Origin of the sequence: Nitrospirillum pindoramense (genome assembly GCF_007827955.1) — a bacterium.
In the GTDB taxonomy this organism is placed as follows: Bacteria; Pseudomonadota; Alphaproteobacteria; order Azospirillales; family Azospirillaceae; genus Nitrospirillum; species Nitrospirillum amazonense_B.
This window is the reverse complement of sequence record NZ_VITR01000009.1, coordinates 242,456-257,545: the sequence shown is the minus strand read 5'-3', so window position 1 is coordinate 257,545 and position 15,090 is coordinate 242,456. Positions and strand designations below refer to the sequence as shown.

The window sequence follows — 15,090 nt, the reverse complement described above, 5'->3', positions numbered from 1 at the left end:
CGGCCCGCGCATGCGTCACAGCAGGCCCAGGGGACGGGCGCGGGTCTTGATGTAGTCACCCAGCCAATCCAGGTTGCGGAACCGCAGGGTTCCCCGGCCCACGGCGGCCGAGGATTCCGCCATGCCCGCGACCAGGCGGAAGGCCTTGGTCATGAGGAACAGTTCGCCGTGCTCCTTCTCCGCCTTGGTGAAGGGGCGGACGGTCTCATAGCCCTGTTCGAACGCCTCGCCATAGCTTTCGGAGAAGCCGTAGAACAGGTTGCCCCAGACGAAGTTCTTCACGTCCTGCATCAGGTAATCCTCACCCGTCCCGTCGAAATCCAGGAAGGTGATGCGCCCGTCGTCGGCGACATGGACATTGCTGGAGTGGAAGTCGCAGTGGCATATGCCCATGGGCACGTCGTCGGACCGGATGTCGATCAGGCGCTGCGCCAGGCGCTCGCTGATGATGGCGTAGTCCCGCAAATCGTCCGGTCGGTCGTAGACGAAGTTGAGCAGTGCCGGAACGGTGACCTTGAAGCGCACCAGGTTGTCGGTGGGGAAGGGGCGCCCGCCATTGTAGGCGATGCCGTGCAGGTGCATCTGGGCGAACAGGGCGCCGATGCGCTCGGCGTTTCCGATGTCCAGGCGTTCGGTGAACTTCTTGCCCGGGGCCCAATCGTAAAGGGCGATGGCGCGCGGCCCCTCGGGCGAGTCCAGCTTGAAGTACAGCTCCCCATCCCGGGTGTGCACACCAGCGGAGGCGGGGAAGCCCTGCTGGCGCAGGTAGTCCAGGAAGTTCAGCTCCGTCGCCACTTCATCCACGCCGCGGTAGGTTTTGCGCCACACACGCAGGGCGTAGCGCTCTTCCGCCCCCTGGACCAGGTAGACGTCGTTCATGCCCCGGTACAGCAGGAAGGCGTTGACGGGACCGGCGATGGGGTAGCGCCGGGCCACTTCCGCCGCCAGGAAGTCCGGTTCCATGACCGAGTGGGAGATCTTGGCCATGGGCAGGGCGCTCTGCGACGGCACGGCGGCGAGGGCGGTCATTGGCAACTCCTAACAATCAGGGATCAAGGCTGGTCAAGGAACCGGCGCAGCTCGACACCCATGCGGGTGACGGCGGCCGGAAGGTCGAAGATGTCCCGGTCCCATTCCGGCATCTCGACGATGCGGTGGTCGGGCAGCAGGGCGGCCGCGGCCAGGGAGACGTCGCGGATGTCCTCATTGGGCTGAAGCACCAGCACGGGCTGCGTCACCAGCGGCAGGCGGGGCTGGTACTGGTAGCTCCACACCGCGACGTAGGCCCACTGGCTGCGGTCCATGACGCGCAGCTTGTCGACCCAGTTGTCGGCGGCGCGGCGCAGGGGAACCCCCGCCGCGCGCGCGGTGACGACGTAATCCCAAAGGCGCTTGGCCATGCCCAGCGCCACCTCGCCCGTCTCATCCAGGGGCGGGGCGGTGTTGGCGACCTCCAGCAAGGCGGCGGCGTCCTCCGCCGTGCGCATGGGCATGCCCGTGACGGCGACGCGGCGCACCAAATCGGGCCGGGCCAGCGCCGCCTCGATGGACAGGAGGGCGCCGGTGTGGAAGCCGTAGACGTCGCAGCCTTCCGTGACCGTCACGCCCAGGTCCGGAAAGACCTCCACCATCGCCGTGGCGTAGCCGGCGATGGTGAGTGGCGCCGGCGGGCGGTCGGACATGCCATAGCCCGGCGTGTCCAGCGCCAGAACCACGCGGTCCGTGGCCATCTCGGCGATCAACGGTTCATATTCGAAGGACGACGACGGGTTCTGGTGGAACAGGATCAGGGGCCGGCCGACCGTCGGGCCCGCCGGTCGGGCGACGCGGTAGTGGACCTGGCCGTAACGGCCATTCGTGTAGCCGCGGATGATGGCGACGCTCATGGAAAGGCGCTCCGGTGCCACCCCGTCGGGCCGGGGTGGAAGAGGGCGGACGGCGCCTTGGCGGCCGTCCGCTGGATGTCGGGGATCAGAACTTGTAGCGGACCTGGAGCCCGAACGTGCGGCGCTCGGGCAGGCCGACCACCAGCGCGGAAAGGGTGCTGGTGTAGGCGAAATTTTTGGTGAAGATGAACTGGTCGCTGATCGACGTGTAGGTCGTGTTGTCGAACAGGTTGTTGATGAACACGTCGGCGGAGATGTCGCCCTGGGTGGCGCCCAGGCGGACGTTCACCGTGTGGCGGTCCGGGGTCTTCACGACGTTGGCGGCGTTCGACCACACCCCTGACTTGTAGATGTAGTCGGCGCGGGCGAACCACGTGCCGTCCGTCCAGCCCTTCAGGTCACCGTTGTACTGAAGGCCGGCGTTGGCGGAGTATTTGGAGGTGTTTGGCATCTCCTTGCCGCTGAAATCGCTGACCCCGGTCAGCTTGGTGACGGCGGTCGACCGGTACGACTGGATGTCGGTGTCGACCAGGGCGGCACCCAGGTTCAGGGCGATCTGCTTGGTCAACGCATAGGTGCCGTCGAACTCGATGCCCTTCAGATCCACGTCGCCGGTGTTGTCGTAACTGGTGATGGCGAAGGCGGAGTTGGTGACGGGATCGATGCCGGACAGGTTCAACGAATTGATCTGGTTGCGCCACTGGGCGTAATAGCCGTCCAGGGTGAAGCGCAGGCGGCCATCGAACAACCGGCCCTTCAAGCCGATCTCATAGTTGGTCACCTCTTCCGGGTCGACCTGCACCTTCAGGCCGGCCGCCGCCGCCGCGCGCTGGGTGGCGGCGGAGGAGGAGATGAAGCTGGTGTTGAACCGGCCGGGGTTCACACCCTTCGCATAGGAGGCGTAGGTCATCAGGTCATCGGTCAGCTGATACTGCGCGATGAAGCGGGGCATGAAGTTTTCATAGGACTTGCTCAGCATCAGCGAGCCGCCGGGATAGTAGCCGGCCGGGACGAAGGCGCTGGTGGTCGCGGTATAGCCGCTGAGCGGCGCATAGGCGAACAGCTTGTCGATCTGATAGCGGCCTTCGGCGCTGAGGCTCAGGGCGTCCGTCACCTGGTAGGTGATGCCGTAGAAGGCGCTGGAGGTGCGGGACCGAGTCTCGCCGTTGGCGGTGAAGAAGGCGGTCGTGCCCAGGGCGCCGTTGCCGCCGCCGTTGCCGGCCTGCGTCCAGGCATCGATGAAGTTCACGCCACCGGTGACGCGCAGGGGGCCGCTGTCATAAGCCAGGCGGAGTTCCTGGGAAAAGTCGTCCGTCTTGCGCTCGACCAGGTAGGGATAGTCGAAGTAGCTGCGGGCGCCGGCCGGGATGGAGCCGAAGCCGTTGTTCGGGATCGAGGTGTCGCCGTAATTGTCGAGATCGACCAGCGCGCTGTACTTCTCGCTGTTCACCCCCAGCAGATAGCTGACGGTCAGGTCGGTGTCGGGGATCTCGTAATCCGCCGCGATGTGGCCATGGTAGAAGTGGCGGACCAGGCCGTAGCCTTGCGTGCCATCGGAAGGCGACAGGAAGCGGCCGTTGGGCAGGGACAGGAAATTCTTGATGTAGCTGTCGGTCAGGGTGGAGGCCGACGGGGTGGTGGACGTCAGCGACGGCGCGGTGCCGCAGAAGGTGGGGTTGCCGTTCAGCGTGCAGTTGGACTGGCCCTGGACCACGACTTTGCCCGAGGCGTTCGTGACCGTGTAGGCGGAGATCAGGCCCTGGGCGGAGGGGCCGTCGTCATCCTTCGACAGCAGGCCGAAGGCCTTGATCGTCAGGCCCTCGATGGGCTTGAACACCAGCATGAGGGTGCCGCTGGTGGTGGACTGGTCGCCCAGGGTCTGACTGGTGTTGGAGGCGTTTTCGTAGGAACCGCTCTTGGAGAAACGGTCGCCGGTGACACGGAAGGTCAGCTTGTCACCCACGATGGGGCCTTCCAGGGCGGCGCTCATGCGGTAATTGTCGCGGGTGCCCACCATGACGCTGGCGCTGCCGTGGAATTCATCGGTGGGAACCTTGTTCACCACGTTGAAGGCGCCGGCGAAGGTGTTGCGGCCGAAATAGGCGCTCTGCGGACCCTTCAGCACTTCGACGCGTTCCGGATCGGAAATGGTGGTCAGCGCGGAGGCGGAACTGACGGGCACGCCGTCGATGAAGGTCGCGACCGTGGTGATGTCGACGATGGCCGGGGCGAAGCCGCGGATGACCATCTGCTGGAAGGAGCGGTCGCTGCGCCCGGCGGCGTTGTTGGTGACGTTCATGCCGGGGGTCTGGTCGGCGATGTCGTTGACCGAGACGACGCCCCGCTGCTCGATGGTGTCGCTGGTCAGCACGCTGACGGCGACGGGGGTCTTGAGCACATCTTCCGACCGCTTGCGCGCCGTGACGACGATTTCCTGCAGTTCCCCAAAGTCCTCCGCCGGGGTGGCGGCTTCGGCGGCGGCATGAGCCATCGGTGGGGCGATGGTGAGGCCGGAAGCGATGCTAATGCTGAATAAAGAGGCGCCAATCAGCGCGGTGCGCTTCGTTTTATTGACCACGGAAGTCTCCCAGTTTTTGAGTGCTCTCTTCAGGCCACTAGTTTTTATTGGTGCCGCTGGGTAATTCTCTGAATCACAAACAGCGGGTGAAACGCTCCTGTTGGGAAAACTGCCAGATTTCCCCTTTTCCTCGGTCTTGTGCCGGAATTAGGTTTGAGGATTAATTGTGAGGCCGGGCGACGCAATGCCGGGGATGCCGCTGACCGCCAGATGGATCATCCGGTCGCTTGTTCGGACATGTCACGGCGGGGAAGGGGCCGGGCGGTGACATGAAAAAAGGAGGCCAGGACGATGCCCGGCCTCCTGCCATCATCGGTGCGACCGGAACGCCGGCCGTCAATTCAATCCGGTGCTCTTGATCGCGGAGCAGACGTACCAACTGCCCAGCAGGGTGCGGCCCTGGGGATCGCCTTGCGTGAAGAAATCATCCCGGCTGGCGCGGGCCTCCGCGACGCCCTTGCGATAGCCGACGATGACGTCCCCGCCCTGGAAACCGGCGCCGACGCTGGTGGCCACGTAGTCCACGCGGCTCAGCGCCGCCATGAACGGCTCGTTGTTGTAGTGCGATTCAAAGTCACAGCGCATTTGCTCCCAGAGCCCCAGGTGCTCATGGCGCGGCGGCACTTCGACATGGGCCATCACCCCCCCTGGCCGCAGCAGGCGATGGCATTCCGCGAAGATGTTGCGCATGGCGGCGGCCGAGGTTTCATGCAGCAGGGCGGAAGAGGTGACGAGGTCGAAGCTGCCGTCCTCGAACCGGGTGCGCTCCGCGTTCTGTTGGCTGAAATGGATGGCCTGGCCCATGGCTTCGGCGCGGGCGTGGCCGTAGCGCAGCATGGGTGCGCCCACGTCTATGGCGTGCACCTCCGCGTCGGGGAAGGCGGCGGCGATGGCCACGGTGCTGTGCCCGACGGAGCAGCCCAGATCCAGGATACGGCGGGGCTTGAGGTCGGGATAGAAGTCGCGCAGGTGGGCAACCAAGGTCTGGCCGCGCCCATCGTTCTTCCATCCGCCGTTCAGGTTGCGCAGATAGGTGGAGGCGAAGCGGTCATACAGGGCGCCCGCCCGGAAATCCTCGGCCGACGTGTCCACGTGGTAGCTGCCGGGCATGCGATGATGGTCGAACGCCGCGATGTAGCGGGGAATGGCCAAGTCCGGGTCCAGCGTCAGCGAGCCGCGCGGCGCCACCGTCTGTTCGGACACGGCGTGGGCCAGGGTGTCGTACTGTCGATCGACGCTGGCGCCCAGGGTGCGCCAAATCTGATCTTGGTAGAAGAAGCTCAGGGACAGCCAGTATTGGTGGAAGGGCTGATCTTCCAGCGCCGCCCGCATCTGGGCGCTGGACTTGGGCGCGGCGCCCGTCTTCGCTTCGATCTCGGGAACGATCACCTCGTTCACCAGTCGCTTGTCCAGCGGGTCCATGTTCTGAATGGTCCACAGGCGCATGGCCAGGAAGTGATCTTCCATCGCCTGTTCGTCATGCGTCGCCTGCGGCATGACGGCGTGTCCGAAATGGTCGGTCATGATGCGTCCTTCCAGGAAAGGGTCAGTTCGTCGTCACTTCGTCCAGCACGGTGTCGTAGTCGCGCTGTTCCCTCAGGCTGTCCGGCAGCAGCTTGTCGCGGGCCACGCCCAGGACACGGTCATAGGCCAACCGCCGGTACGCGGCGCGATAGGCGCGCGCCTCCGGATCGGGGCGGAAGGCGTCGACGTCCGCGGGTCCATAGCCGCCGGCCAGGCGTTCGTGGGCATCCAGACGGTCACGCAGCACCATAACCTCGCCCAACAACGCCATCACCATGGCGCCCAGCGCGTCGGTCACGGCGTCCTTGAATATGGTCGGCTGGCTGCCTTGGGCGCGGCTAACCCGTTCCTGGTTCTTGCGTTCCATCGGTCCCTGTTCCTTTTCCCGGATTGTGAGAGCCCCGCGAGGGGGGCGTTGTCAGGCCCGTGCCGCCGGCGGGACAAAGCGGATCAGCGTGCCCGTGCGGGCCAGGATGTCCTTCTTGTCCAGGTCGGGCCCGAAGGCCTCGTCGGTCACCGCGTCGCGCTGGTGCAGGTCGTAACCCGTTTGGCTGGACAGGATGACGACCACATCGGTCGCGTCCTCCACCGCGAACGGGAACTCATGCCAGGTGCCCAGATGCAGGGTGAACCCGGCGCTGCCGTCGAACAGGAAGGCCCGGGCCTGCGCCAGATCCGGCATGTCGCCATCGGACGGCGGCGCCATGACGACGACGAAAGGCTTCCCGGCCAGCGGGATGAAGGTCTGGGTGTGCTGGAAGTGGCGTTCCATGAAGCGCACCTCCGACGGGCGGGTGTCCACGGTCGCCAGGCTGACGTCCACCGGGTGTTCGCAGGCGAAATCCACCGGATAGCGCATCAGGACCCGGCCCTTGTAGAAGTCGACCGGGACGGGCTTCACGTCGGCGGCGCGGCCCAGGATGCGGCCGAATGCGGCTAGGGCCTGCGGTGTGGCGGGCTCGACGGTCAGGGTGACGACGCCCGCGGGGGCTGGGGCGGCCTGGATCATTGAAGCTACCTCGTTCAGGAAGGCGGCGCGGACGCCATGACGGGGAAGGGCCGGTCGCGCCGACCGTCAGCGATAGGGGCCCACCCTCTGGCCCTCTGACGCCAACAGCATGGCGGCGGCCTCGCCACCCGCCTGGCGCTGGCGGACCATGCCGCGCCGGGCCAGCACGAACAGGGCGCTGCCAGCCAGCAGCGCCGGGATGACGACGATGGCAATGGAGTAGCCGACCATCGCCGGATTCCGGAACAGGCGGTCGGTCAGCGTCGCCACCAGCAGCGGGCCCAGGGTGGCGCCGATGATGGTGTTGACCAGCCCGCTCAGGGCGATGGCGCTGCCGCGCATGGTGGGCGGCACGATGGACTGAAGGGTGGCGAAGGTGGTGGCGCCCAGCACGGCGAAGATGGCGCTGCTGCTGGCCACCAGGAACATGGCGAAGACGGGGCCGGGCACGAACACGGCCAGCGCCGACGGGATGGCCAGCAGCGGGCCGACCATCAGGATGCCGAATTTCGCCATGGCCAGGGAACGGCGCGCGAAGTGGTCGATCATCAGCCCGCCCACCAGTGGCCCCAGGAAGGAAAAGGTCATGGAGAACGGCCCGAGCCAGGCGCCGATCATCGCCGGGCCCAGCCCGAAGGCCCGCGTCAGCATGGCGGGTGACCAGGCGGCGGCGGCATAGGCAGCCATGAAGCACAGGGCGAAACCCAGATACAGGGGGACGAAGACAGCGCCGTTGCGCTTCAGGAAGGACAGCTTGTCGGCCAGCGAAGTGGGGTCCGCCGCCCCCCGGACGCCCCGTCGGGGCGGCTCCCGGGTCATCAGCATCATGGCGACGACCGCCAGGCCCAGGGTGCCGCAGCCGATGAAGGCCACGCGCCAGGGGGCGGCGTCCTGCAACAGGGGAATGCCGGCGAAGCGGCCGTTGGCCGCGGCGGCCATGATGAAGCTGGTCAGGGAGATGGCCATGCCATTGGCGACGGCCTGGCCGGTGAGGAACAGGCTGAGCGGCTTGCCCCGGCGATGGGGCGGGAACAGGTCGGCGATCAGCGACACCGCCGCCGGGCCCAGCGCCGCTTCCCCCAGGCCCACCAGCAGGCGGGAGGCGAACAGCTCGCCGAAGGTCGCCGCCAAGCCGCCGCCAATGGTGGCCAGGCTCCATACCAGCACACCGACGGTGACCAGCAGGCGCCGGGACACGCGGTCGGCGATCAGGCCCAGGGGGATGCCCACCGTGGCGTAGAACAGCCCGAAGGCCAGGCCCTGCAACAGGCCGATCTGGAAATCGGCCAGGCCCAGGTCATGGCGGACCGGGTCCACGACAATGTTGATGATGCCGCGATCGATGATGGACACGATGGCCGCCAGGAACAGCACGGTGACGGTCCACCACGCCGTGCGCCGCCTGGGATAATCCGCCTGGTCGGCGGCGGAGACAGGGGCCAGGGACCCTTCGGAAATCATCGTCGTCACCGCATGTCTCCCACTACATGTCTCCCACTGCGGCGGGCAACCCGGCGGGATGCCTCGCCTGTTCACGTGCCGGGCCCGAACGATGGGCGGGGCGGTGCGTCACGGTGCCGCCGCGGGCGGCGGAAGCGTGTCCAGGAAATCGCCGAGGTCGGCGGCGAACCGGTCCGGGGTTTCCCACATCGGCCAGTGGCCGATGCCCGGGTAATGGATCAGCTTGACCTGGGTCCCGGTGAACCGCCGCACCGACGCATCGGCGCTTTGCGAGATCACCGTGTCCTCATCCGACCATTGCAGCAGGACGGGCGCCCGGACCAGGCCGGCGGTGGCGCCCACGTCCGTTGTGCGGAACAGGGCGACATTGGATTTGAGGTAGGCCTGCTGGTTGGCGATGGCCCCGGGAAGGTTGGCCATGTCGTACATGACGCCCGCCAGATAGGGCGGCACCGACCAGCCGGGGTGGGAGGTGTCCTGCAGCACCAGGCTATAGAAGAACCGCGGATGGTAGTCGGGCAGCACCGCGTTGTGGAAGGCCAGCATCCAGCGGATCCGCCAATCGACCTGGCGGGTCTGGCTGGGGCGTTCCAGCGGCAGCATGGAAAAGGCCATGGCCCGGATGCGGTCGGGATTCCCGGCATTCAGCTCCAGCGCCACGTTGCAGCCGTTGGATGTCGCCACCACGGCCAGCGGGCCAACCGCCAGCTGGTCAAGCACCAGGCCCACCAGCCGCGCGGCCTCGGCGGTGGTGTAGCCCCGGGGATTGGGGCCGCTGAGGCCGTAAGGCGGCCAATCCACCCGGATCAGGGTGTAACGGTCCGACAGGCGGTTCACCAGCGGGTCCCATTCATGCAGGTTGACGCCGGTGCCGTGCAGCAGCAGCACGGGCGGCCCCTTGCCCTCCACCCGGACATGCAGGGGCACGCCATCCACGGTGATGAACCGGGAGGACGGCGCCTGCGCGTACCGCGTGATCGCCGCCGCGCGATCGGTGGCGAACCAGCCCAGCTTGGCTGGAACAAACCATGCGAGGAACAGTGCTAGCGGCAGCCCGACGCACGCGCCGGTCGCCACCCCAATCCTGCCAAATCTCACGACGCCCTGTCCTTTGTTTTTAAAAGGTAATCTTAATGCACAAGGCTGTTCTTATTGTCGCAACCCCTGGCCGCTGGCGGCCTATTGGTCCCGCCGGAGATAGGCGTCCACCAGGTCGGCCACGCGCTCCGGCACCTCTTGCGCCGGGAAGTGTCCGGCGGTGTCCAGCCAGACCACCGACCGGCTTTCCGCACCGGCCAGATAGTCATAAAGGGCGATTTCCGCCGCGGGGGGCAGCACCGGGTCGCGCCGCCCCCACAGGATCAGGACCGGCGCCCTCACGGCGCTGAGGTGATCCATGGTCAGCTGCTTGTTGGCGGTCAGGGCGTACAGGACAAAAGGATTGGGCTCGGGCGCCCGCAGGCCGGTGGTATAGGAATAGTCCACCGTCTCCCGCGTCAGGCGCTTGGGCTCACCCCACAGGTAGCTCATGTAGACCTGCCAGTATTGCAGGTCGCGGTAGCCGATGGCTTTGGCCCGGGCGATTTCGACATCCAGCGCCGGTGTCGTCTGTATCTTGGCTTCCGCCACGGAGTCCGCCGGGGTGTTGGCCAGGATGAGGGCCGTCACCCGCTGCGGATAGGTCCCCGCGAAATAGTAGGCCAGCGTGCCGCCGCTGGACGTGCCGAACACGGCGGCCTTGTCCACGCCCACCTTGTCCAGCAGCCGCGCCACCAGGGCCTCGGGCGTGCCCACCGTCCGGGCCGCGTCGTCGCTGACCGGGCCCGACAGGCCGCCCGGCGGTTGGTCGAAGCGGATGATGCGATAGCGGTTCTTGAGCCGCGCGACCACGCCGTCCCAGGCGTTGAGGGTACCGTTTGACCCGTGCAGCAGCAGCAGCACCGGGCCCTTGCCCTCGTCGCGGTAGCGCACCTCGACGCCGCCCAGGTCGGCGTAATGGTCGCCCGGCGCGCCCAGCCGCTGGCGCAGCTCCGCCAGGGACAGCCGTTGCGGCGCCGGGGCTTCCGCAGACAGGGCGGGGCCGGCGCCGGCCAGCCACGCCGCCGCCAGCAGCAGCGCCGCGCGCCGGCGGGCCGCGCCCTTGCCCTTGATCATGACACCCCTTGCCATCATGCCCGCCCCGACGTGACGAACCACGAGCGGAAGACGCCGTCCGACGTGTCGCCGAATTTCCGCAGGGCGCTGCGGCCGTTGAAGGCTGTCGCCTGATAGCCTGTGCGGATTTCGGTGAAGCCGGCGGCCCGCATCAACTGGCCGTAGTCGGCGGTCAGGGCGCCACGCCAGTTGGGTTCGTTGTTGAATTGGGCCTCCAGTTCCGAGGACAGCTCCTGCCAGATGTCGCCCAGGGTGTGCAGCAGCGGCACCTCCAGATGGATGGCGATCCCGCCCGGCCGCAGCAGGCGGCGGCTTTCCGCCAGGATGTTGATGGCGGCTTCCGGTGAGGTTTCGTGCAGCACGACGCAACTGTAGACCACGTCGAAAGAGGCGTCGGGGAAGGTGGTCCGTTCCGCACTCTGTTGCGAGAAGTGGATGGCGGCGCCCAGATGCTCGGCCCGCGCGTGGGCATAGCGCAGCATGGAGGCGCCGACATCGATGCCATGTACCTCCGCCTCGGGGAAGCAGGCCGCCGCCGGCACGGTGCTGGTGCCGATGCCGCAGCCCATGTCCAGGATGCGGCCGGGGTTGATGTCCGGCGCGACGGTCAGCAGGTGGGCCATGGCGGTATGGCCGCGCAGGTCGTTCAGCATGCCGCCGTTGCGGCCCAGCATGTAGACCGCCCCGCCCCGATCCATCACCGCGCCCTGCAGCACCGAACCGTCGTCATGCGCGTTGCCGCCGGGCATCAGGTGGATATCGCCCCGCGTGATGTAATCGGGCGCCACGAAGTCCGGGTCCAGCGTCAGGGTGCCCTTGGGCGCGTCCACTGCGGCCAGGGCCTCCAACTGGTCGGCCTGCCGTTCCACGCAATCCTCCACCGCCGCCCACAGTTGGCGCTGGGATTCGCGCTTCAGGCTCAGCCATGTCGTGAAGCTTTCGAAGGACTGCATGCGGAGGCGCAGGTCGTCCACCGGGCTGTTGCTGCCGCTGGCCGCGATGGCGGGCGCAATCTGTGCCGCGATCTTCTGCTGCGCCGGTTCCAGCGTCTGGCCGACGAACAGCTTCAGGTCGCGGACGAACAGCTGCTCCACCAACTCATCATGGGTGGGGACCGCGATCATGGGGTGCGCCAGGGCGGCGCGGGATTCGGCGATGCCGCTCATGCCTGCATCTCCATGCCGCCGGTCGCGTGGGACGCTGCGGCCACGTCGGCCAACGCCGCTTCCCGCAGGGGCCGGAAGACCTTGTTCAAGGTGTGCTGGCGCAGGCCGTCCCGCTCGGCCTGGGCCGCCGCGTCGGGTGAGAAGGAGTCCACGGCGCCCGGCGCCAGCACCCGGGCGGCCACCAGCAGGCGCTCACAGGTGTCCAGCCGCGCCCGCAGGACGGTCACCTCCGATGCCAGCGATACGATCATCGCCAGCGTCTGCTCATCAAGGCTGCTTCTGCCCGGAATGGGGTCGAGCCGGTTGGGCGTGCGCGGAAGCCTGCTTTTCACGTGAACCTCACCATTTTATTGGTTGCCCGTTTTCCGTCCACCGTGACCGGGCTGAGCCATAGGCTTCCAGGAAAGTCCCCTGTCGGACCCATGCCGGACGATTTCGGGATTTTGGCGCATCCGCGCGCATCCGGGGCCGCGTTCCAATGGTTTGTCCACCAGATGGATGCGGGGCAGACCATTTCCGCCAGCGCATGGACGTCGCCAGGCACGGGACAGCCGTTTCAAAACGGCTCTCCCGGTGAGGTTCGTGGGTGAGGTTGGTGTTCGTTCTTTATTTTAGCCGATCGGCCGTGTGGCCGTCGGTTCCAAGTGCCGGTTCGGGCCGGACCGCGTTACAATCCAGCCGCCACCGTCGTTGCGCCTTGTCAGGGCGTCCCCCTCCGGCCGCGCAGCACGCAAGCGAGCGCGATCAGGGCGCCGGCCAGGGCCGCGCCGCCCAGTACGCCGAACGCGCCCTGCATCGTGCCCGCCACGCCTTTGGCGGCGGTGACGAACAGCGGGCTGGTGAACTGCCCCAGGAAAAAGCAGCCGGCCCAGACGCCCATGCCTCGGCCACGACGCTCGGCCGGTAGCTTCGACACCGACCACAGCACCAGGGCCGGGATGGCGATGCCTGCGCCCAGTTGCTGGACGAAGGCCGCCGCCGTCATCGTCGTCTGGTCGCCGGCGATGCCGATGCCGACCAGGCCCACCCCCAGCAGCAGCAGGAAGGCCAGGATCTGTTGCGGCCCCGTGAAGCGGCCGGACAGCCACTGGAACAAGGCCGCGCCCAGAAAGACGCCGATGCTGGCGATGGAGATCAGCAGGCCCACCGTCTGGGGCGACGAGACGCCGACCTCCCCGAAGGCGAGGCCGACCTGGACGATGTAGACATAGTAGAGGCTGGCGGAGAACAGGGTGACCAGGCTGGTGATGACGACGTCGGCCCAGGGAAACGCCACCTTGGCGGCGCCGGGTCCGGTGGCGGCCGCCGCCACCACCGGCTCGTAGATGTAGACGATCATGGCCAGGAAGATGGGGAAGGCCACGGCGTAGATGAGGAACGACGCATTCCAGGTCATGGCCGTCATATAGCCGGACAGGGCGACGACGGAGGTGCCGAAGACGGGTCCGACCAGCCCCTGGATCGTCAGCCAGGTGCGCCGCTGATCATGGGCGAAGTAGTCGCCGATCAGCGTGTTGGTCACGGTGAGGATGCCCGCCTCCGCCACGCCGAGGGCCAGGCGGGACGCGATGATCAGTTTCAGGTCATCCAGGAAATAGGGGGCGATGCCCAAGAAGCCATAGATCGCGGTGGCCCACAGAAGCAGCCGGCGCCGGCCATAGCGGTCCACCACCCATCCCATGAGTGGCGATGTCAGGGCGATCATCAGGCCGGGGGCCGTCACCAGCAGGGGCACCAGCGTGCCCACACCGGGGACGGCGCCGAAGCGCTCCATGATCTTGGGCACGGCGGGGGACAGCGCCACGATGGCAAGAATGGGGAGGAAGCCGGCCAGGACGACCAGCACCCCTTGCCCGACGCCGGCTTGGCGCCTGGCCGGGGTCTCCACGGACGTGTTCACGGCCACCATGGGCCTCCTCCCTTATTATCGTGGCCGGGCGGCCGATGGCGCCGCCCGGCGGGCTTGCTCAAAAGACGATGGTGGCGGTCCGCGTCTCGCTGATGACGCTGGGCTGGAATTCGATAGGGATGTAGGACTGGCGGATGCGCACCGCGACCTCCACCCGGTGAACTCCCACCGACAGGCCGCCTGGCTTGGCCACGATGACCGTGGCCAGTTCGTCCAAGGGCCAGCGGTTCTCGGTCTCGGTCCTGAGGGTCGCCAGGTCATACGTCTTGCCGCCGACCGCGATCAGGTTGTCGGCATGGTCGAACCGCTCCCCATTCACCGTCACGTCCACCCCATCGACCAGGCTGAGGCGCTGGCCGCGGTAGTTGGGGAGGCGGACCCGCAGTTGGAAGCCGCTGGGCGCGTCCGTGGGGCCGATGTTGCGGAACCCGCTGGACTGCATAATGGATCGTTCAAGCATGGCTGGGCTTTCCCTCAGGCTCAGGCGGGGCGGATGGAACGGTCGTGGTCCCGCTCCAGCTTACGGATCAGCGCATGCTGGCGGCGCACCTGCTCCAGCGACCGCCAGGGCAGCCGTTCCCCTTCGTATTCGCTGGAGAGGTAGCCGGCGTACCCGGCCTTCTTCAGCGCCGGCACCACCTTGTCCCAAGGGATCTGCTCATCGACGAACTGGTCGTTGATGTTGTGGAACTTGGCCTGGATGAAGACGACGTATTGGATGATGTCCTCGATGTGCTCCGGCGGGACCTTGCAGCCGTCCAGGTAGCCGGGCCGCATCGCCGGATGTTCGCCGGGCTGCGGCGGCAGCGGCCGGTCCTGGAAGACGCCGGTGTCCAGCAGCAGGCCGAAATGCTTGGTCCCGGTGCGCTGGATGAAGTCGACGTAGCTGTCCACGACGGGGTGGCGGATCGGCGTCGGGCTGTGGATCTCCGGGCAGATGACGACGTCGCGGCGTTCCGCCGTTTCGAGCGCGCGGACGATGGTGTCCTCCCAGATGGGGTCCGGCACTAGGTCGAGGGACACGACGCCGATCTTGGGGCGCACGAACTTGAAGCCCAGCCGCGCGGCCAGGTCGATGTCACGCACCAGGTGGCCCGCCGCCGTCACGGAATCCAGCGGCCGGTCCAGGCGCAGCCGGGTGTCGATCCAGCAGCCGTAGTTGGTCGGCTCCAGCGCATGCCGGTCCAGCAGGGCGTACCAGCGGTCCACCCAGGCGGGGTCGGGGTCGGGATAGCCCGGGATGTGCGCCTCGCCCAGGATCTCCACGCCGGTGGCGCCCATGTCCGCGATGGCGGCCATGGCGTCCTCCAGCGTCATCACCGTGTTGAGGTCGTCGGTGAAGCTGTAGAGGGAAACGCCGTATTTGAATTTGGCGGTCAATTGGTCCTCCTGCCGCGCATGGA

At 67.2% G+C, this 15,090-nt stretch carries 14 protein-coding genes; all 14 read right to left on the bottom strand.

The genetic code is table 11. From position 1 onward, the window contains the following. Nucleotides 1-15: 15 nt before the first annotated feature. The 14 genes from FBZ90_RS16825 to FBZ90_RS16760 all read right to left on the bottom strand — a co-directional run bounded on the left by FBZ90_RS16825 (nt 16) and on the right by FBZ90_RS16760 (nt 15,067). The gene (locus FBZ90_RS16825) at nt 16-1,029 is read right to left on the bottom strand and encodes a phosphotransferase enzyme family protein (protein WP_145733824.1); all 1,014 of its coding nucleotides are present in this window, start codon (nt 1,027-1,029) and stop codon (nt 16-18) included. 23 nt (nt 1,030-1,052) lie between these two features. Continuing rightward, entirely contained in the window at nt 1,053-1,886 is an 834-nt protein-coding gene (locus FBZ90_RS16820) for an alpha/beta fold hydrolase (protein ID WP_145733823.1), read from the bottom strand. An 85-nt stretch (nt 1,887-1,971) separates the two neighbouring features. Next, complete coding sequence (locus tag FBZ90_RS16815) at nt 1,972-4,464, bottom strand: TonB-dependent receptor (protein WP_145733822.1); 2,493 nt, start codon at nt 4,462-4,464, stop codon at nt 1,972-1,974. Nucleotides 4,465-4,800: 336 nt separating this feature from the next. Next, the gene (locus FBZ90_RS16810) at nt 4,801-5,988 is read right to left on the bottom strand and encodes a class I SAM-dependent methyltransferase (RefSeq protein ID WP_145733821.1); all 1,188 of its coding nucleotides are present in this window, start codon (nt 5,986-5,988) and stop codon (nt 4,801-4,803) included. Between the two features lie 22 nt (nt 5,989-6,010). Next, on the bottom strand, nt 6,011-6,355 hold the full coding sequence (locus tag FBZ90_RS16805; protein ID WP_145733820.1) for a hypothetical protein: 345 nt from the start codon (nt 6,353-6,355) through the stop codon (nt 6,011-6,013). A 51-nt stretch (nt 6,356-6,406) separates the two neighbouring features. Next, the gene (locus FBZ90_RS16800; protein ID WP_145733819.1) at nt 6,407-6,997 is read right to left on the bottom strand and encodes an ureidoglycolate lyase; all 591 of its coding nucleotides are present in this window, start codon (nt 6,995-6,997) and stop codon (nt 6,407-6,409) included. Between the two features lie 66 nt (nt 6,998-7,063). Next, on the bottom strand, nt 7,064-8,458 hold the full coding sequence (locus tag FBZ90_RS16795) for an MFS transporter (protein ID WP_246130464.1): 1,395 nt from the start codon (nt 8,456-8,458) through the stop codon (nt 7,064-7,066). Between the two features lie 108 nt (nt 8,459-8,566). Next, nucleotides 8,567-9,535, bottom strand: coding sequence for an alpha/beta fold hydrolase (locus tag FBZ90_RS16790; protein WP_186455858.1), 969 nt, complete (start codon nt 9,533-9,535; stop codon nt 8,567-8,569). A gap of 102 nt (nt 9,536-9,637) precedes the next feature. Beyond that, nucleotides 9,638-10,612, bottom strand: coding sequence for an alpha/beta fold hydrolase (locus FBZ90_RS16785; protein ID WP_186455857.1), 975 nt, complete (start codon nt 10,610-10,612; stop codon nt 9,638-9,640). 14 nt (nt 10,613-10,626) lie between these two features. After that, nucleotides 10,627-11,778 carry a class I SAM-dependent methyltransferase gene (locus FBZ90_RS16780; protein WP_145733815.1) on the bottom strand — a complete coding sequence of 384 codons (1,152 nt, stop codon included), beginning with the start codon at nt 11,776-11,778 and terminating at the stop codon, nt 10,627-10,629. After that, complete coding sequence (locus FBZ90_RS16775) at nt 11,775-12,110, bottom strand: hypothetical protein (RefSeq protein WP_145733814.1); 336 nt, start codon at nt 12,108-12,110, stop codon at nt 11,775-11,777. The genes FBZ90_RS16780 and FBZ90_RS16775 overlap by 4 nt, the downstream gene beginning before the upstream one ends. 368 nt (nt 12,111-12,478) lie before the next feature. Beyond that, nucleotides 12,479-13,687: an MFS transporter gene (locus FBZ90_RS16770; RefSeq protein WP_145733813.1), complete on the bottom strand. Its 1,209-nt coding sequence runs from the start codon at nt 13,685-13,687 to the stop codon at nt 12,479-12,481. Nucleotides 13,688-13,745: 58 nt separating this feature from the next. Beyond that, nucleotides 13,746-14,147 (bottom strand): C-glycoside deglycosidase beta subunit domain-containing protein, encoded by a 402-nt coding sequence (locus FBZ90_RS16765; protein WP_145733812.1) that lies wholly within the window; start codon nt 14,145-14,147, stop codon nt 13,746-13,748. A 20-nt stretch (nt 14,148-14,167) separates the two neighbouring features. Continuing rightward, a complete protein-coding gene (locus FBZ90_RS16760) occupies nt 14,168-15,067 on the bottom strand; it encodes a sugar phosphate isomerase/epimerase family protein (protein ID WP_211102094.1) in 900 nt (299 codons plus the stop codon). Nucleotides 15,068-15,090: the final 23 nt, after the last annotated feature.